Source organism: Leucobacter luti (genome assembly GCF_004217175.1).
Taxonomy (GTDB): domain Bacteria; phylum Actinomycetota; class Actinomycetes; order Actinomycetales; family Microbacteriaceae; genus Leucobacter; species Leucobacter luti.
In genome coordinates this window covers 60,285-76,616 of record NZ_SHKI01000007.1, presented here as the reverse complement: position 1 = coordinate 76,616, position 16,332 = coordinate 60,285, and the positions used below count along the sequence as shown (strand labels likewise).

Below are 16,332 nucleotides of genomic sequence, written 5' to 3'. Positions count from 1 at the left end.
AACACTCCGGCTTCCTGATCCGCCGGCTCAGGCACCTGTCGGCTTGCGCATCCGCTCAGTCGCGGTGCTGGCGCCGAGCCGTGCCCAGTCGCGCCAAGCTGCACCCCTAGTCGCGCCCGGCGCTCAGCAGAAGCAGCGCGCGGCTCGCCAGGGCGCTCGCGCCCACTCCCCCGAACTCGGCCGCGGTGAGCATCAGATCGGCGTTGCCGCGCAGCGCCGCGACGCCGGCGAGGATGAGTGCGCCGAACACTACGATCCAGCCGACGAGGGCGAGCCCGATCGAGATCGTGGAGCCCAGCACCACCGCGCCCCGAACGCGCGCGGGTCGGGCAAGGCCGGCGAGTGCGAACGCCACCACACCGAGCGCGAGCGCACCGAAGACATCGCTCGGCCGGTGCCAGCCGTACGCGAGGAGCTGCCAGCTCACCACCCCGAGCAGGACGGTGCCGGCAACGGCGACGAGAGCGCGGATCCCGGCGGGAACCGCCCAGATCAGCGCGGCGGTGAGCGCGGTGAAGACCGTCATGTGCCCGCTCGGGAACGTGTTCGGGGCGTCGAGCTCGAACAGCTCCGGGCGCGTCAAGAGGTGCAGCTTGAGCAGCTGCGAGGTCGCGATCGCGGCGGCCGGGAGCAGTACGACCAGGATCGCGCGCTGCACGCCGTGCGCGAAGAGCGCAGTGATCCCGAGCACGAGCAGGGCGACCGCGATCGACGCCGGCGACACGAGGTTGAGCGGCGGCGGCGGATTCGTGGTGAACTCCGCGGCGTTGAGCGCGATGTCCTCGGCCCGCTGGCCGATCTCGTTCTGCACGCCGAGCACGAACGAGACGATTCCGATCGCGAGCCAGAAGACGGTGATCCAGAGCGCGCGGCGGCGGCCGCCGGTGGCGATCCCGGTCACCCGGCGACCACCGTCCCGGCCCCGACGGGAAGCTGCGCGGAGCGGTCAACTCGGCGGTCGCTCGTGCGCACCGCCCACATGGCGAGGGCGGCCGCGGTGGCGACGTTCAGGGAATCGACACTGTGCTCCATCGGGATGAGTACGGTGCGGGCGGCCGAGGCGAGCGCGCGGCGGCTGAGCCCCGGACCCTCCGTGCCGAACATGAGCGCGAGGCGCTCGGGAAGCTCCTCAACGAAGTCGGCGAGGTCCTCCGCATCGTCGCGCAGCGCGAACGCGGTGAGCTCGTACCCCGTGTCACGGAACAGCGGGCCGGCCTCGCGCCAGTCGGGAAGCCGCGCCCACGGTACCTGGAGCACCGCGCCCATGCTCACGCGCACCGCCCGTCGATACAGCGGGTCGGCGCAGCCGGGGGTCAGCAGCACGGCGTCGGCGCCGAGCGCGGCGGCCGAGCGGAACACCGCGCCCACGTTGGTGTGATCGGCGAGGTCCTCGAGCACCACCACCCGGCGGGACTGCCGCAGCAGCGCCTCGGGGTCGAGCGGCGCTGGCCGGTGCATCGAGGCGATGGCGCCGCGGTGCATGTTGAACCCCGTGAGCTGCTCCAGCTGCTCGGGGAGGCCGATATACACGGGCACCTCGGGGTACTCGGCGAGCAACGGCTCGATGCGGGGAAGCCACTCGGCCACCATGAGCAGCGACCGCGGCCGATGCCCGGCGCGCAGCGCGCGCTCGATGACCTTCGGCGACTCCGCAAGATAGAGCCCCTCGGCGGGCTCGCGGACGCGGCGCAGTGCGACGTCCGTGAGCTGCGTGAAATCTGACAGCTCGGGTGCCGCGATGTCCTCGATGTGCACGAGCCTCATGCGGTCACCTCCCGGCGGAGGAAGCCGGCGATCTCACCGACGGCCTCGGCCACCGCCTCGTAGTGCACGAGGTGGCCGGTGCCCGGCAGAATCCGAAGCTCAGCGCCGGAGATGCGACGCTGCAGCTCAAGCTGCTTGGCCAGCGGGGTGATGTCGTCCCGGTCCCCCGCGATGAGCAGCGTCGGCATGGTGAACGCGTCGGCATACTCGGTCACGGTGTGCGACACGGAAGCGCGGAACGCCTCAAGCAGCGTGGTCGGGTCGGAGAACGTGCTGAAGTAGCTGGCGTGCTGCCCGTGGATCCACGCGCGCAGCTCCGGGTCGCGTGTCTTTGCCATGACCTCGCTCATCACCCTGACAATGAGCCGGTTGCCGAGCAGGCCGCGCGCGGCGCGCTCCGGAAGCAGGTCCGCGGCGCGATAGTACGCGATCGCGAGTTGCGTCATGACGGCCTGCGGCCCCTCAAGCGCCGGGGCCGAGATCGGGTTGATCAGAACCGTGCGCCGGGGCGCGAGCCCCCCGGCCAGTGCGGACGCCACGACCAGCGACCCGAATGAGTGGCCCAGCACCGCGAACCCGCCGGGAGCTACCTCGCCGGCGAACGCGCGCAGCCACTCCCCGTAGAGCGCGATGTCATGGGTGCGCCCCGGGATCGCGGGGCTCTCACCAAAGCCCGGCAGATCGGGAACCACGACGCGGAGCTCGGGCGCCGCAGCGACGAGCGCCTGCGCGATCCCTTCGAGCCCGTGGTGGTCGCCACGGAAGCCGTGCACCAGGATCAGCGTGGGCCCCTCGGGGGCGCCGTACAGCCACGCGCGGGTGTCTGTGCCGAGCGTGGGGACGGAGGAGGGGGCGGTGCCGGTATTCACGACGCAATTCTACCGGCGGGGCCTGGCAAAGCGCCGGAGCCACTCGCTTGCCGCGCGAGCCGCGCAGGCCGCGCGAGCCGCGCAAGATCGGTAGCATCGAGGGAAACGAAAGGAGCGCCGTGACCGCTCAACTCCCCCTCTGGGCCGCAAACCTCGCCGTGTTCGACACCGAGACCACCGGGATCGACACCTCCGAAGCGCGGATCGTGAGCGCGACGATCGCGCTACTCGGCCCCGCCGGCGAGGTCGTCGAGCGCTACGACTGGCTCCTCGACCCCGGCGTCGAGATCCCCGAACCCGCGGTGCGCGTGCACGGGATCACGACCGAGATCGCCCGCGCGAGCGGAATCGATGCCGCAGTGGGGGTGCAGCAGATCGTGACCCAGCTGCTCGAGATGATCGAGCGCGGCTACCCGGTGGTGGCCTACAACGCGCCGTACGACCTGTCGCTGCTCGCGGCGGAGGCGCGGCGCCACACGGTCGCTCTCCCGGCCGAGCTCTCCCCCATCATCGATCCGCTGATCCTCGACAAGCAGTTCGATCGCTACCGCAAGGGGAAGCGCACGCTCGAGGCGGTGTCCGCGCACCACGGTGTCGAGATCGGCAACGCGCACGACGCCGGAGACGACGCGATCGCGGCCGGCCGCGTGCTCCAGGCGATCGCGCGCAAGTACGCGGACGTGATCCCGGGCGAGCTCGAGGATCTGCATCGCTCGCAGGTGGGCTGGGCCGCACAGCAGGCGGAGAGCTTCCAGGAGTACATGCGCCGGGTGCGCGATCCGTCGTTTATCGCGGACGGGCGCTGGCCCCTGCGCTAGCAGCCGAGTATCGTGCCCGGGCACGCCGCCCGGGCGCGGTGCGGCGGCTCCGCCCACGGGTCCGGGCCTCAGCGGAACGGAGCCCGGGCCCGCGGAGCCCGGCGGCGCGGGCCAGAAACGCAGAACGGGCGGTGCAGATCCGAAGATCCGCACCGCCCGTTCGTGAAACCGAAGTGCTTAGGCGCCGAAGCCCTTGAAGCGCTGGTTGAACTTCTCGACGCGACCGGCCGAGTCCATGATGCGCTGCTTGCCCGTGTAGAACGGGTGCGAAGCGCTGGAGATCTCAACGTCGAGAACGGTGTAGGTGACGCCCTCAAGCTCGATCGTCTTCTCGCTGGTCAGCGTGGAGCGAGTGAGGAACGTCTCCCCCGACGCCAGGTCGCGGAACACGATTGCGTTGTACTCGGGGTGGATGTCGGTCTTCATGAGTGTCCTTATTTTCGCGTGATGATGATGCGTCAAGCGCATCGAAGCCTTGCGGAACTACCGCGCCAAGGGTCTACTTTAGCAGACGAGGGCGGAGATCCGCTGATTGAACGTTAGGGGCGCGCCACGGCGGCGTATCGACCGCCGGTCTCCGTCAGCTCGAACGGCATGCCGAACGTTGCTTCGAGGTTTGCGGCGGTCAGCGTGTCGCGGATGGGGCCGGCCGCCTGAATTGCGCCGTCGCGGATCATGAGCACGTGCGTGAACCCGGGCGGCACCTCCTCGACGTGGTGGGTCACCATCACCATCGCCGGTGAGGCGGGCGATGCGGCGAAGCCGGAGAGCATCTGGAGCAGCCGCTCGCGGGCACCCAGGTCGAGGCTCGCGCTCGGCTCGTCGAGCAACAGCATTTCGGGGTCGGTCATCACCGCGCGGGCGATCAGGGCGCGCTTGCGTTCGCCGTCGCTGAGCGTGCCAAAGGTGCGGTCGGCGTAGCCGCCAAGATCCCACTCCTCCAGGATGCGCTCGGCCTGGCGCACATCGATGTCCTCGTATTCCTCGTTCCAGCGGCCCTCAACCGAGTACGCGGCGGTGAGCACGATGTCGCGCACCGGCTCCGTCGGCGGAATGCGGCGACCGGTGGCCGATGACACGAAGCCGATCCGGTTCCGCAGCTCGAAGACGTCGATCTTGCCGAGCCGCTCCCCCAGCACCTCGACGGTGCCGCTCGTGGGGTGGTCGGCGGAGGTTGCGAGCTTCAGCAGCGTCGACTTGCCAGCGCCGTTTGGCCCGAGGATCACCCACCGTTCGGAGTCGTCGACCGACCAGGTGATCCCGTCAAGGATCGGACGGCGGTCGCGCACGTAGGACACATCGTTGAGGCGCAGCACATTGACCATGCGTCCAGCCTAACGACTGCCCGCGTCTCGGGTGACCGCGGCGCGCCACGCGGCCGCGCGACTGCGGTCGAGCGAGTGCCTAGACTGGTGCGCATGACCGTCACGCCCCTCGTTGTGCTCGATTGTGATTCCACGACCATTCAGGACGAGGTGATCGAACTCCTCGCCGATGTCGCCGGCACCCGCGCCGAGGTCGCCGCCGTGACCGAGCGCGCGATGCGCGGTGACCTGGACTTCTCCGAGAGTTTGGGGGCGCGCGTAGCAACCCTCGCCGGCACCCCGGAGTCTGCGTTCGCGACCGCGTACGAGCGCGTGCGCCTGACCCCCGGTATCCGCGAGCTCATTGCGGCCGTGCACGCGCGCGGTGGCAAGGTCGGCGTTGTTTCTGGTGGGTTCCACGAGGTGCTCGATCCGATCGCGGCCGACCTCGGCCTCGACTTCTGGCGCGCAAACCGTCTCGAACTCGCTGACGGAGAGCTCACCGGCCGCACGATCGGCCCCGTGGTGGACGCCGCGGCGAAGGCCGACGCGCTGCGCGAGTGGGCCGCGCAGGAGGGAATCCCCCTCAGCGCCACGATCGCGATCGGTGACGGTGCAAACGATCTCGAGATGATGGCGGTCGCCGCGATCGGCGTCTCGTTCAACGGCAAGCCCGTGGTGCGCGAGCGGGCCGACGTGTCCATCGAAGACGACCTCGCCGCGGCGATCCCGCTGCTCGACCGCCTCACGGCGTAGGCGGGGCTTTCAACCGCGCGCGCGGCGGGCGGCACTCCCGGACGGTGCGGGGCGCGCAGCTAGAAGTTGTTGAGCTGCTCGGTGTCGCCCGGGATCACGCCGTCGCCGTAGAGGGACGCCCCCAGGCGCTTCAGCGCGGTGAGAGCAACGTTTTGCGGCATCGGGCCGTACGAGATGCGGGCGACGCCGAGCGCCTCGTACTCGGCGGCAGTCAGCGCTCCCGGCAGGCCGATCACGCTCACCAGGCGGTCGCCGATTCCGGAGACGAGCGTGCGGGTCTCATCGGCGGTGAGTACCCCCGGCACGAACACGCACGTCGCGCCCGCCTCGATGTACGCCCGACCGCGGCGCACGGCCTCGGAGAGCGCATCGGCGCGGGGCACCGATGAATCGGCGATGAGGGCGTCGGTGCGCGCATTGAGCGCGAACGCGACGCCCTCATCCGCCCCGGCGGCGACCGCGTGGTGCATCAGCGTCACCGACTCTGCGAACGGACGCATGCGATCCTCGATGTTGGCGCCGGACGCGCCCACGCCGATCGCCCGCCGCACGGTCTCGCCCACGTCGCCGTAGCCGCCGTCGAGATCGGCGGTGATGGGCAGGTGCTCCGCCGCGCGCGAAATCCGATCGATTGAGTCGAGCATGAGGGCGAGCGGGATCTGCTCGCCGTCGGGGTACCCGTGGCTCGCCGCAATGCCGTGACCGGCGGTTGCGATCGCGGTGGTGCCCGGCAGCTCGGCCACGACGCGGGCGCTCGCGGCGTCCCACACGTTGACCACGCGCAGAATTGCAGGCGCTGAGTACAAATCACCCAGCGCCTGCGCATCAACGGCGACGCGGGTGGGGGTCCTGGGGCGCTCGTGAGTGCTCATAGGCCCAGGCTACGCCCGCCCGCGGCGGTGTCACAGGGGTAAATGCTGAATTAGTGGCCCATACCCAGGCCGCCGTCGACGGGAATGACCGCGCCCGAGATGTAGGCGGCGTCGTCTCCGGCGAGGAACGAGGCCGCGCCGGCGATCTCGGCAACCTGGCCGAAACGCGACGCCGGGATCGTCGAGAGATACTGCTGCTGCTGCGCCTCGGGCAGCTCAGCGGTCATATCGGTCTCGATGAAGCCCGGGGCGATCACGTTCGCGGTAATCCCGCGGGAGCCGAGCTCACGTGTGAGGGAGCGCGCGAAGCCGACGAGCGCCGCCTTCGAGGACGAGTAGTTGATCTGGCCCGGTGAGCCGTACAGTCCTACAACGCTCGAGATCAGGATCACGCGACCGAAGCGCCCCTTGAGGAGCCCCTTCGCCGCGCGCTTCACCACACGGAAGGTGCCGGTGAGGTTCGTGTCGATGACGCTCGTGAACTCCTCCTCGGTCATCCGCAGCAGCAGCGTGTCCTTGGTGATGCCGGCGTTTGCCACAACGACCTCGACCGGGCCGAGCTGTGCTTCCACCTCGGTGAACGCCGCGTCGATCGACGCGGAGTCGGTCATCTCGGCGCGCACGGTCAGCGAGCCGGCGGGGCCCTCGCCCGAGCGGGAGGTCACGGCGACGCGGTGGCCGTCGGCAATCATCCGCTCGGCGATGGCGTAGCCGATGCCGCGGTTGCCGCCGGTGACGAGTACGGTGCGCGAGGTGCTCATGGTGGTCCTTCCAAAATTGACAGTGCGTCCCACCCTACGGGAGAGGCCCGCAGCCTCGGGAATGGCTCGCGGCTCGGCCGAAATGAGCCGCGCCCCAGGCAGACGAAGTAGGCTTACACCGTACTGAGAAGGAGCGCATGGCCAAGAGCTACAGTGTGACGTCGGCGGGGGTGAGCCCCGCCGAGGATCGAGCGCACCGCATGCGCATGTATTTCATTGCGATGATCCTGCGTGTGCTGTGCGTTGTCTCGCTGTTCTGGGTGCGTGGCTGGTGGATCCTGCTCGTCGCCGCGGGCGCCGTGATCCTGCCCTGGTTCGCGGTCATGGTCGGCAACGCCGTGGCCCACAACCCGGGCGAGGCGCCTGACGCGCCCGAGCCGCAGCAGCTCACGGCGCCGGAGACGGCCCCCGAGGCGCAAGATCCCGCGTCCGAGCTGATCGTGGTGGACGTTGAGCCGGCACGCCGTTCCGCGGGGGCCACTGGGTCCTCTGCAGCGGCGGGCGGCGCGGGCGGCGCGGACGACGCGCACTCCGGCGCCGAGGCCGCGCGTGCCCCCGAGCCGCACTCCCCCGCGACCAACTCCGCGAGCCACACCGCACCAGAGGAGCGTGAGGCGTGACCGAGATCGGGATCCCGAGCATCACCCTCGGGCAGGCACCCCAGCACCGATTCTCGTGCTCCCGCGCCGGCTGCCGTGACGCAGCCGACTGGGCGATCCTCTGGCGCAACCCGAAGATCCACACCGCAGACCGACGCAAAACCTGGCTGGCGTGCGAGCCCCACCTCGAGACGCTCCGCGAGTTCCTCGCGGCACGCGACTTCCCGCTCGAGGTGCGGCCCGTCAGCGACCTCGATGAGTGAGAGACGAATGCAGAACACGCAGGACCCCACCCAGGCGCAGCGATCCGAGGCGCAGCGATCTGAGCCGCAGAGCGCGCCCGTGCCCCAACCGGGCTGGAGCTTCCTGCGCTCAAGCCGCTGGTTCGGCTACTTCGTGATGCTGCTCATTTTTTCGATCGCCTGCGTCTTCCTCGGAAACTGGCAGTTCGATCGGCGCGCCGAAGCGCGGGCCGAGATCGACCGGCTCGACGCGAACTACGGCTCCGAGGCCGCGCCGCTCGCGGAGGAGCTGCCCACGCTCGACTCGTTCAGCGAGGACGACCAGAAGTGGCGCACGGTCTGGGTGAGCGGCGAGTACATCGGCGATCCGGTCCTCGCGCGCAACCGGCCAGGGCCCGACGGCGTCGGCTCAGACCTGATCCAGGCGCTGCGCACCGAGGACGGCAACGTGTTCTTCATCGACCGCGGCTGGGTGCCCGTCGACGGCGGCTCTGCCGACAGCGGCGAGGTGGGGATCGCGGATCTTCCGCAGTCGCCCACGGGCACCGTTCGCGTCGAGGCGCGCCTGCGCGCGTCCGAACCCGAGATCGCCGGCCGCACCAGCTCCGGCATCACCGTCCCGAGTATCGAGGTCCCCGAGCTCGCGGAGCTCACTGGAACCACCGGCGAGGTCTACACGGGGGCGTACGGGATGCTCGTCTCTGAGTCGCCGAGCGCGGAGCACGGCGTGCTGCCGGCCGAGCCCGAGCGGGACGAGGGGCCGCACCTCTCGTACGCGCTGCAGTGGTACGTGTTCATCATCATCGCGGCGATCGGCGTCGCCATTGCCGCGCGCCGGGAGTATCGCAGCCTGAACGCCGGCAGCCAGATCGTGCAGGATCAGGATCGCCGGGCGGCCGAACGTCGCACGAAGCGCGGCCCCACGGACGCCGACGTCGAAGACGCACTGCTCGACGCGTAGCGCTGCGCGCGGGTGCGTCGCGTATCCGCACAGATCCGACCCGATCCGGCAGATCCGACCCGAAGCGCCGCCGCGCAACGGGGCGGAAACGGGCTTCAGGGTCGGATCTGCGCTGCGCGCGGGCCGCGGCGGCCGCGGCGGCCGGGGCCGGGGCCGGGGCCGGGGCGGCCGTGGCGGCCGCTAGGCGAGCTCGATGAGCTCCAGGTAGTCCTTGTTCCAGTGGTCCTCGGTGGCCTCGGGCATGATCAGCACCCGCTCGGGGTTGAGCGCCTCGACGGCGCCCTGATCGTGCGACACGAGCACCACGGCGCCGGTGAAGTGCGCGAGCGCGTCGAGGATCTCTTCGCGGCTCGCGGGGTCGAGGTTGTTCGTGGGCTCGTCGAGGAGCAGCACGTTGGCGCTCGACACGACGAGCATCGCGAGGGCGAGGCGGGTCTTCTCGCCGCCGGAGAGCACCCCGGCGGGCTTGAGCACGTCGTCGCCGGTGAACAGGAAGGAGCCGAGCACGCGGCGCGCCTCCGTCTCCGTGAGGTGCTGCGAGACCGACACCATGTTCTGGAGCACGCTCGCCTTCACGTCGAGCGTCTCGTGCTCCTGCGCGTAGTAGCCCACCTTGAGTCCGTGCCCGGCGACGATCTCGCCGGTGTCCGGCTCATCCACCTGCGCGAGCAGCCGCAGCAGCGTGGTCTTTCCCGCACCGTTGAGGCCGAGGATGACCACCTTTGCCCCGCGGTCGATCGCGAGATCGACGCCGGCGAAGATCTCGAGCGAACCGTACGACTTCGAGAGCCCCTGCGCCATGAGCGGGGTCTTGCCGCACGGTGCAGGATCGGGGAAGCGCAGCTTCGCCACCCGCTCCACCTGGCGCACGTCGTCCAGGCCGGAGAGCATGCGTTCGGCGCGCGCCACCATCTGGTGCGCGGACGCGGCCTTCGACGCCTTCGCGCCGAACTTCGCGGCCTGCAGCTGCAGCGCCGACGCCTTCTTCTCGACGTTCGCGCGTTCCTTGCGGCGGCGCTCCTCGTCGGCGGCGCGCTGCCGCAGGTACAGCTTCCACCCCATGTTGTAGGTGTCGATGACCTGGCGGTTCGCGTCGAGGTAGAAGACGCGGTTGACGGTCTCCCCCACGAGGTCGATGTCGTGACTGATCACGATCACGCCGCCCTTGTACGTCTTCAGGAACTCACGCAGCCAGACGATCGAGTCGGCGTCGAGGTGGTTGGTGGGCTCGTCGAGGATCATGGTGTCCGCGTCGGAGAACAGGATCCGGGCGAGCTCAATACGCCGTCGCTGGCCGCCCGAGAGCGTGCCGAGCGGCTGGTCGAGAATCCGATCCGGCAGCCCGAGGTTGTTTGAAATCGACGCGGCCTCGGACTCGGCGGCGTAGCCGCCCAGCGCCTGGAACCGATCCGTCAGGTTGCCGAAGCGCTTCATTGCTTTCTCGGCGACGACCGGATCGTCAGACGCCATCTCCTCGGACGCCTTTGCGAGGTTCAGCGTGATCGTGCCAAGCCCGCGGGCGTCGAGGATGCGGTGCCGGGCGAGCTGCTCCGGGTCGCCGGTGCGCGGGTCCTGCGGCAGGAAGCCGAGTTCACCGGAGATCGTGATCTTCCCCTCGGCGGGCTGCAGCTCCCCCGAGAGCGTGCGCGTGAGCGTGGTCTTTCCCGCGCCGTTGCGTCCGACGAGCCCGATCTTGTCGCCGGGGTTCACGCGGAACGTGACCCCAGACATGAGTCGGCGGGCGCCAACATCGATCGCGAGATCCTCGACGGTAATCATTGGTCCTTCTTCTGTGTGTCTGCTGGTGCGGGTGCCCCGCACGCGGTTCGGCCCGGGACAGGAAACCCCGCCCCGGGCCGAACTCCGTTGTTGCGATTCCTAGATGGAAAAGCCCAAAGCCCTCATCATATCGCGACCATCGTCGGTAATACGCTCAGGCGTCCACGGCGGCATCCACACCCAGTTGATGCGGAAGGCCGTGACGAGGCCGTCGAGCGCCTCGGCGATGTCGTTCTCGATGACGTCGGTGAGGGGGCAGCCGGCGCTGGTGAGCGTCATGCTGATCACGAGCGCGTCGTGCTCCTCGTCGAACGCAAGATCGTAGATCAGGCCGAGGTCAACAATGTTGACGCCCAGCTCAGGATCCGAGACGTTCTTGAGTGCGTCGAGGGCCTGCTCGCGAAACTCCGGGTCTATCGACTGCGGAATAGTGACTGTTTCCTCGCTCATGTGCTCAGCCTACGCCTTACGCCGTCGTGAGGAAACGGTCGTAGCCCTCTTCCTCAAGGCGGTTCGCGAGCTCCGGGCCGCCCTCTTCGGCCACGCGGCCGTCAACGAAGACGTGCACGAAGTCGGGCTTGATGTAGCGGAGGATGCGCGTGTAGTGCGTGATCAGGAGAACGCCGAGCCCGGTGTTCTCCTTTGCGCGGTTCACGCCCTCCGACACGATCTTCAGCGCGTCAACGTCGAGCCCGGAGTCCGTCTCGTCGAGTACGGCGAACTTAGGCTGGAGCAGCTCGAGCTGCAGGATCTCGTTGCGCTTCTTCTCGCCGCCCGAGAAACCCTCGTTGACGTTGCGCGAGGCGAACGACTCGTCCATGCGGAGGTTAGACATCGCCTCCTTGACGTCCTTCATCCAGGTGCGGATTGCGGGCGCCTCGCCGTCGATTGCGGTCTTGGCGGTGCGGAGGAAGTTCGCGTTCGTGACGCCGGGGATCTCGACCGGGTACTGCATGGCGAGGAACATGCCCGCCTGCGCGCGCTCGTCCGGGCCGAGCTCGGTGATGTCCTCGCCGTCGAGCAGGATCTGGCCGCTCGTGATCTCGTAGCGGGGGTGGCCGGCGACCGCGTACGCGAGCGTCGACTTGCCCGAGCCGTTGGGGCCCATGATCGCGTGCGTCTCACCCTTGCGGATGGTCAGGTCGACACCCTTGAGGATGGGCTTGGGGCCCTGCTCGGTCTCAACGCTGACGTGCAGGTCCTTGATTTCAAGCACAGAAGTCATACGGCAATCTCTTTCGTAACGTGGGGGTCAATGTATACGACGCCGTCTTCAATTTCGACGACGTAAACGGGTACCGGCTCGTAGGCCGGGAGGTTGAGCGGCTTGCCGGTGCACAGCGAGAACGCGGAGCCGTGGGCCCAGCACTCGAGCGTGTCGCCCTCGACGAAGCCCTCGGAGAGGCTAATTTCACCGTGCGTGCAGGTGTCGCCGATCGCGTGGACCTTGCCCTCGCTGTCGAGCACCACGGCCATGGGGACGTCGTCGAGGACGACGCGCACTGCCTGATCCTGCACCAGATCGCTCAAATCGAGCGCCTTCATTCGGGACATTATGCAAGCACGCTCTGCTGCAGCTCGGCGTCAATCGCGGCCTGGAGGCGCTCCTCGATCTGCTCGTTGCCAATGCGCTGGATCACGTCGAACAGGAAGCCGCGCACCACCAGCTTGCGGGCCTCGTCCTCGGAGATGCCGCGGCTCTGGAGGTAGAAGATGTGCTCTTCGTCGAAGCGACCGGTCGTGGACGCGTGCCCTGCGCCGGCGATGTCGCCGGTCTCGATCTCCAGGTTGGGGATCGAGTCGGCGCGCGTGCCCTCGGTGAGCGTGAGGTTGCGGTTCTCCTCGTAACTGTCCGTGCCGGCGGCGACGCGGCGGATCAGCACGTCGCCGATCCACACCGCGTGCGCGCCCTCGCCCTGCAGTGCGCCCTTGTAGGCGACGCGGCTGCGAGTGTTGGGAGCGTTGTGGTCGATGTAGACCTGGTGCTCAAGGTGCTGGCCGGCGTCTGCGAAGTACGCGCCGTATGCCTCGCCGTTGGCGCCCTGGCCATCGAGGTGGATCGACGGGTTGACGCGCACGATCTTGCCGCCGAGCGAGACAACGATGTGCTGCAGGTTGCCGTCGCGGGCGACGACCGCGTTGTGGCTCGCCACGTGGATCGCGTCGTCGTTCCATTCCTGGACCGACACGACCTTGAGGTTCGCGCCCTCGCCGACGATGATCTCCACCGTCTCGGTGAGGTTCGCGGTGCCCGTGTTCTCGAGGATCACCACGGTGTCCGACTGCGGTGCCGCCTCGATGATCGTGTGCGCCGCCGTGGGGTTCGTGGTGAGCGCGCTGCGCTTCACGATCACGGTCTGGCGCTCGGCGCTCGTGAGCGTGATCCGCTGCGCGGTGCCCACCTGGCCCCAGGCGTTGGCGGCTGCCCGGTCCTCGGGCAGGCCGCCGCGGCCCACGAGCTCGGAATCCATCTGCACCGAGTCGACCTGGACGCCAGCGGCCTCCGAGATCTCAAGCGCGGAGGTTGCCGCCTCGAGCGTGCCGTCAATCAGCGACGCGATCTCCGCGACCGGGGTGTACTTCCAGTTCACCTCGCGGCCGGTGACCGCGGGGAAATCTGCGATCTCGGCGGACTTCAGCCGGTCGGAGCGGGTCTGCACCGGTGCCCGGTTCGCCCAATCGCCGTCGGTGTGCGCCTTCGCGCCATGCTGTTCAGTCTGAAGCGTTGTCATCGTTAACCGACGGATCCTTCCATGCTCATTTCGATGAGCTTGTTCAGTTCGAGCGCGTACTCCATGGGGAGTTCCCGGGCGATCGGCTCGATGAAGCCGCGAACGATCATCGCCATCGACTCCTCCTCCGACAGGCCGCGGCTCATGAGGTAAAACAGCTGCTCTTCGCTCACACGGGTTACGGTCGCCTCGTGCGCGAGGGTCGCATCGTCCGTGCGGATGTCGATCGCCGGGTAGGTATCCGAGCGCGAGATCGTGTCGACGAGCAGCGCGTCGCACACCACCGAGTTTGCCGCGTGGTGCGCGTTCGCCTCGACGCGGACCTCGCCGCGGTAGCCGCTGCGGCCGCCGCCGCGGGCGATTGACTTCGCGAGGATCGACGACTTCGTGTGCGGCGCGAGGTGGATCATCTTCGCACCCGTGTCCTGGTGCTGGCCGGGGCCAGCGAACGCCACGGAGAGCGTCTCGCCCTTTGCGTGCTCGCCCGTCAGGTAGATCGACGGGTACTTCATAGTGACCTTCGAGCCGATGTTGCCATCGACCCACTCCATGGTGGCGCCCTCTTCAGCGATCGCGCGCTTCGTGACGAGGTTGTAGACGTTGTTCGACCAGTTCTGGATCGTCGTGTAGCGAACGCGGGCGTTCTTCTTCACGATGATCTCGACGACCGCGGAGTGCAGCGAGTCGGACTTGTAGATCGGCGCGGTGCAGCCCTCAATGTAGTGGACGTAGCTGTCCTCATCGGCGATGATCAGCGTGCGCTCGAACTGGCCCATGTTCTCGGTGTTGATGCGGAAGTAGGCCTGGAGCGGGATCTCGACGTGCACGCCCTTCGGCACGTAGACGAACGAACCGCCCGACCACACCGCCGTGTTCAGCGCGGCGAACTTGTTGTCGCCGGACGGGATCACGGTGCCGAAGTACTCCTGGAAGATCTCAGGGTGCTCGCGCAGTGCGGTGTCGGTGTCGAGGAAGAGCACGCCCTGCTCCTCCAGATCCTCGCGGATCTGGTGGTAGACGACCTCCGACTCGTACTGAGCGGCGACGCCCGCGACGAGGCGCTGACGCTCGGCCTCGGGGATCCCGAGCCGCTCGTAGGTCTCCTTGATCTCCTCCGGAAGCTCTTCCCACGTGGTGGCCTGCTTCTCGGTGGAGCGCACAAAGTACTTGATGTTGTCGAAATCGATGTCCGACAGGTCGGCTCCCCAGCCGGGCATCGGCTTCCGGCCAAAGATCTGCAGCGCCTTGAGGCGTCGCTCGAGCATCCATTCGGGCTCGTTTTTCAGTGCGGAGATCTCGCGCACGACCTGCTCGCTCAGGCCGCGTTTCGCCTCCGAGCCGGCCTTGTCGCTGTCGTGCCATCCGAATTCATACTGGCCCAAGCCCTCAAGCTCGGGCCGGTCGATCAGTACCTCAGGCATGATCCCTCCCTCAATCTTCGTCTCGCCGGGCAACCCGTCACGATGCCGGAGGGTCCGGCCCGTGGCACACTGAACGCGCGCATCAGGTTCCCTGCAGCGGTGCAGTAGTCTGGGCTTTGGACGGAACCGGTCCGGTGCTCTCACCAGATCCGGGTTCGCCGTACGCAACCACAGCTTCCCATTCTACAGGTTCCCGTTGAATAACGGGAGGGGCGCGCGCAGCGCAACTTGAACGCTCAGGAAGCACCCGAGAGGAGTCCCGTTGTCTAGCGCGACCACGTCAGAATCGCCCCGAGTGAGCCGCTGGGCTTCGTGGATGCCCGACCGGGTGACGTCCCGTGTGCGGGCGCTCGCCTGGTGGGTGTTTGCGACCCAGGTGCTCATCATCGGCACCGGCGGCGCGGTCCGCCTCACGGGCTCCGGGCTCGGCTGTGACACCTGGCCCAAGTGCACGAGTGAATCGTTCGTGCACAACCCGGCGATGGGGATCCACTCGTACATCGAGTTCGGCAACCGCACACTGTTCTTCCTCCTCGAGATCGTCGCGATCCTCGCGGTGATCGCCGTGTGGCGGTTCCGCAAGCAGCGCCGCGACCTGCTGTGGCTCACGATCATCCCGGCCCTCAGCGTCTTCATCCAGGCGATCATCGGCGGCATCACGGTCCTCACTGGGCTGAACCCCTACGTCGTGGGGATCCACTACCTCGCGAGCGCCGCGCTGGTCATGCTCGCCGCGCTGCTCGTGCTGCGCGTCTACTCCGGCCCCGGCCCGCGTCGCCTCGCCGTGTCGGTGCCGCTGCTCCAGACCGTGTGGATCGCGGCGATCTTCGGGCTCATCACGGTGGTGCTCGGGATCCTCACCACCGGATCTGGCCCGCACGCCGGTGATGGCGGGGCCGCGCGCAACAACCTCGACTCAGAGGCGCTCCAGACCGTGCACGCCGTGGCCGCTTACGCGACGCTGCTGTTCACCGCGGTCGCGGCGTTCCTCGCGCGCAGCGAGCGCGCCTACCGGGTGGCGCGCTGGGCCGGCTGGTCGATCGTGGTGATGCTGTTCCAGATCCTGGTCGGAATCGCGCAGGCGCGCCTGGCGCTGCCCCCGCTCCTCGTCGGCATCCACATGGTGCTCGCGAGCCTGCTGGCGGCCGGGCTGTTCCTCGCGCTCGTCGAGACCAGGCAGCGGCCCGCGAAGCTCTCCGCGTAGGGTGCGGGGCGGGCGGCTGTCCGCCGCTCCCGCGCTGCCCCCCCCCCCCCCGGCTCGGCGGGCTGCCGCACGGCCGCCCTGGCTCCCGGCCGCGCCAAGCCACAGCTCCGACCCTGAACAACAGATCCGCCCCGGAAGACCACCACCCCACCCTGAAGCCGAGGGTCGGATGTGGGCTTTCGGGGCGGATCTGTGCGTCCGGGCAGGCCGCCGGGCAGGCCGCCGCGCGCCCCCGGGCAGGCCGCCGGGC

Annotated in this window: 19 protein-coding genes; 6 read left to right on the top strand and 13 right to left on the bottom strand. The window is 68.7% G+C overall.

Translation table 11 applies throughout. The features are described from left to right. Positions 1-106: 106 nt before the first annotated feature. The 3 genes from EV139_RS13720 to EV139_RS13710 are packed head-to-tail and all read right to left on the bottom strand — an operon-like array spanning position 107 to position 2,633. A complete protein-coding gene (locus EV139_RS13720; protein WP_130454984.1) occupies positions 107-901 on the bottom strand; it encodes a phosphatase PAP2 family protein in 795 nt (264 codons plus the stop codon). Continuing rightward, on the bottom strand, positions 898-1,764 hold the full coding sequence (locus EV139_RS13715; RefSeq protein WP_130454982.1) for a TrmH family RNA methyltransferase: 867 nt from the start codon (positions 1,762-1,764) through the stop codon (positions 898-900). The genes EV139_RS13720 and EV139_RS13715 overlap by 4 nt, the downstream gene beginning before the upstream one ends. Further along, positions 1,761-2,633, bottom strand: a complete 873-nt coding sequence (locus tag EV139_RS13710; protein ID WP_130454980.1) for an alpha/beta fold hydrolase — start codon at positions 2,631-2,633, stop codon at positions 1,761-1,763. Before EV139_RS13710 ends, EV139_RS13715 begins: the two co-directional genes overlap by 4 nt. Before the next feature lie 119 nt (positions 2,634-2,752). Between EV139_RS13710 and EV139_RS13705 the strand changes: the two genes are divergently transcribed. Then, positions 2,753-3,451, top strand: coding sequence for an exonuclease domain-containing protein (locus EV139_RS13705; protein ID WP_130454978.1), 699 nt, complete (start codon positions 2,753-2,755; stop codon positions 3,449-3,451). A gap of 177 nt (positions 3,452-3,628) precedes the next feature. Here EV139_RS13705 and EV139_RS13700 read toward each other — a convergent pair whose 3' ends face one another. After that, positions 3,629-3,877, bottom strand: a complete 249-nt coding sequence (locus EV139_RS13700) for a type B 50S ribosomal protein L31 (protein ID WP_130454976.1) — start codon at positions 3,875-3,877, stop codon at positions 3,629-3,631. A gap of 113 nt (positions 3,878-3,990) precedes the next feature. Beyond that, the gene (locus EV139_RS13695; RefSeq protein WP_130454974.1) at positions 3,991-4,776 is read right to left on the bottom strand and encodes an ABC transporter ATP-binding protein; all 786 of its coding nucleotides are present in this window, start codon (positions 4,774-4,776) and stop codon (positions 3,991-3,993) included. A gap of 93 nt (positions 4,777-4,869) precedes the next feature. Here EV139_RS13695 and serB point away from each other — a divergent pair, with 93 nt between their 5' ends. Beyond that, positions 4,870-5,511, top strand: coding sequence for a phosphoserine phosphatase SerB (gene serB / locus EV139_RS13690; RefSeq protein WP_130454972.1), 642 nt, complete (start codon positions 4,870-4,872; stop codon positions 5,509-5,511). Positions 5,512-5,570: 59 nt separating this feature from the next. On the opposite strand, the gene EV139_RS13685 is transcribed toward serB, so the two are convergent. Together EV139_RS13685 and fabG are read right to left on the bottom strand one after the other, a co-directional pair. Further along, positions 5,571-6,383: an isocitrate lyase/PEP mutase family protein gene (locus EV139_RS13685; protein ID WP_130454970.1), complete on the bottom strand. Its 813-nt coding sequence runs from the start codon at positions 6,381-6,383 to the stop codon at positions 5,571-5,573. 50 nt (positions 6,384-6,433) lie between these two features. Beyond that, on the bottom strand, positions 6,434-7,144 hold the full coding sequence (gene fabG, locus EV139_RS13680; RefSeq protein ID WP_130454968.1) for a 3-oxoacyl-ACP reductase FabG: 711 nt from the start codon (positions 7,142-7,144) through the stop codon (positions 6,434-6,436). Positions 7,145-7,281: 137 nt separating this feature from the next. On the opposite strand from fabG, the gene EV139_RS13675 reads away from it, so the two are divergent. From EV139_RS13675 to EV139_RS13665, 3 genes are read left to right on the top strand one after another with little or no spacing between them, the layout of a single operon-like run. Then, entirely contained in the window at positions 7,282-7,764 is a 483-nt protein-coding gene (locus EV139_RS13675) for a DUF3099 domain-containing protein (RefSeq protein ID WP_130454966.1), read from the top strand. Next, positions 7,761-8,006, top strand: a complete 246-nt coding sequence (locus tag EV139_RS13670; RefSeq protein WP_198677583.1) for a hypothetical protein — start codon at positions 7,761-7,763, stop codon at positions 8,004-8,006. Before EV139_RS13675 ends, EV139_RS13670 begins: the two co-directional genes overlap by 4 nt. Positions 8,007-8,013: 7 nt before the next feature. Further along, the gene (locus EV139_RS13665; protein ID WP_130454964.1) at positions 8,014-8,946 is read left to right on the top strand and encodes an SURF1 family cytochrome oxidase biogenesis protein; all 933 of its coding nucleotides are present in this window, start codon (positions 8,014-8,016) and stop codon (positions 8,944-8,946) included. A gap of 180 nt (positions 8,947-9,126) precedes the next feature. Here EV139_RS13665 and EV139_RS13655 read toward each other — a convergent pair whose 3' ends face one another. From EV139_RS13655 to sufB, 6 genes are all read right to left on the bottom strand, one after another. Then, entirely contained in the window at positions 9,127-10,725 is a 1,599-nt protein-coding gene (locus tag EV139_RS13655; RefSeq protein ID WP_130454962.1) for an ABC-F family ATP-binding cassette domain-containing protein, read from the bottom strand. Between the two features lie 99 nt (positions 10,726-10,824). Beyond that, a complete protein-coding gene (locus EV139_RS13650) occupies positions 10,825-11,175 on the bottom strand; it encodes a metal-sulfur cluster assembly factor (protein ID WP_237465439.1) in 351 nt (116 codons plus the stop codon). A 16-nt stretch (positions 11,176-11,191) separates the two neighbouring features. After that, positions 11,192-11,950: a Fe-S cluster assembly ATPase SufC gene (sufC, locus tag EV139_RS13645; protein WP_130454960.1), complete on the bottom strand. Its 759-nt coding sequence runs from the start codon at positions 11,948-11,950 to the stop codon at positions 11,192-11,194. Continuing rightward, on the bottom strand, positions 11,947-12,279 hold the full coding sequence (locus EV139_RS13640) for a non-heme iron oxygenase ferredoxin subunit (protein ID WP_130454958.1): 333 nt from the start codon (positions 12,277-12,279) through the stop codon (positions 11,947-11,949). Before EV139_RS13640 ends, sufC begins: the two co-directional genes overlap by 4 nt. After that, entirely contained in the window at positions 12,279-13,457 is a 1,179-nt protein-coding gene (gene sufD / locus EV139_RS13635; protein WP_130454956.1) for a Fe-S cluster assembly protein SufD, read from the bottom strand. The genes EV139_RS13640 and sufD overlap by 1 nt, the downstream gene beginning before the upstream one ends. Before the next feature lie 2 nt (positions 13,458-13,459). Then, positions 13,460-14,878 (bottom strand): Fe-S cluster assembly protein SufB, encoded by a 1,419-nt coding sequence (gene sufB, locus EV139_RS13630; protein WP_130454954.1) that lies wholly within the window; start codon positions 14,876-14,878, stop codon positions 13,460-13,462. A gap of 295 nt (positions 14,879-15,173) precedes the next feature. Between sufB and EV139_RS13625 the strand changes: the two genes are divergently transcribed. Further along, the gene (locus EV139_RS13625; RefSeq protein WP_130454952.1) at positions 15,174-16,082 is read left to right on the top strand and encodes a COX15/CtaA family protein; all 909 of its coding nucleotides are present in this window, start codon (positions 15,174-15,176) and stop codon (positions 16,080-16,082) included. Positions 16,083-16,332 lie beyond the last annotated feature (250 nt).

Coding starts and splice junctions, on each gene's coding strand:
- EV139_RS13715 (WP_130454982.1), bottom strand. CDS start 1,764: ATGAGGCTCGTGCACATCGAGGACATCGCGGCACCCGAGCTGTCAGAT.
- EV139_RS13700 (WP_130454976.1), bottom strand. CDS start 3,877: ATGAAGACCGACATCCACCCCGAGTACAACGCAATCGTGTTCCGCGAC.
- EV139_RS13695 (WP_130454974.1), bottom strand. CDS start 4,776: ATGGTCAATGTGCTGCGCCTCAACGATGTGTCCTACGTGCGCGACCGC.
- serB (WP_130454972.1), top strand. CDS start 4,870: ATGACCGTCACGCCCCTCGTTGTGCTCGATTGTGATTCCACGACCATT.
- EV139_RS13685 (WP_130454970.1), bottom strand. CDS start 6,383: ATGAGCACTCACGAGCGCCCCAGGACCCCCACCCGCGTCGCCGTTGAT.
- fabG (WP_130454968.1), bottom strand. CDS start 7,144: ATGAGCACCTCGCGCACCGTACTCGTCACCGGCGGCAACCGCGGCATC.
- EV139_RS13675 (WP_130454966.1), top strand. CDS start 7,282: ATGGCCAAGAGCTACAGTGTGACGTCGGCGGGGGTGAGCCCCGCCGAG.
- EV139_RS13665 (WP_130454964.1), top strand. CDS start 8,014: ATGCAGAACACGCAGGACCCCACCCAGGCGCAGCGATCCGAGGCGCAG.
- EV139_RS13655 (WP_130454962.1), bottom strand. CDS start 10,725: ATGATTACCGTCGAGGATCTCGCGATCGATGTTGGCGCCCGCCGACTC.
- EV139_RS13650 (WP_237465439.1), bottom strand. CDS start 11,175: ATGAGCGAGGAAACAGTCACTATTCCGCAGTCGATAGACCCGGAGTTT.
- sufC (WP_130454960.1), bottom strand. CDS start 11,950: ATGACTTCTGTGCTTGAAATCAAGGACCTGCACGTCAGCGTTGAGACC.
- EV139_RS13640 (WP_130454958.1), bottom strand. CDS start 12,279: ATGTCCCGAATGAAGGCGCTCGATTTGAGCGATCTGGTGCAGGATCAG.
- sufD (WP_130454956.1), bottom strand. CDS start 13,457: ATGACAACGCTTCAGACTGAACAGCATGGCGCGAAGGCGCACACCGAC.
- sufB (WP_130454954.1), bottom strand. CDS start 14,878: ATGCCTGAGGTACTGATCGACCGGCCCGAGCTTGAGGGCTTGGGCCAG.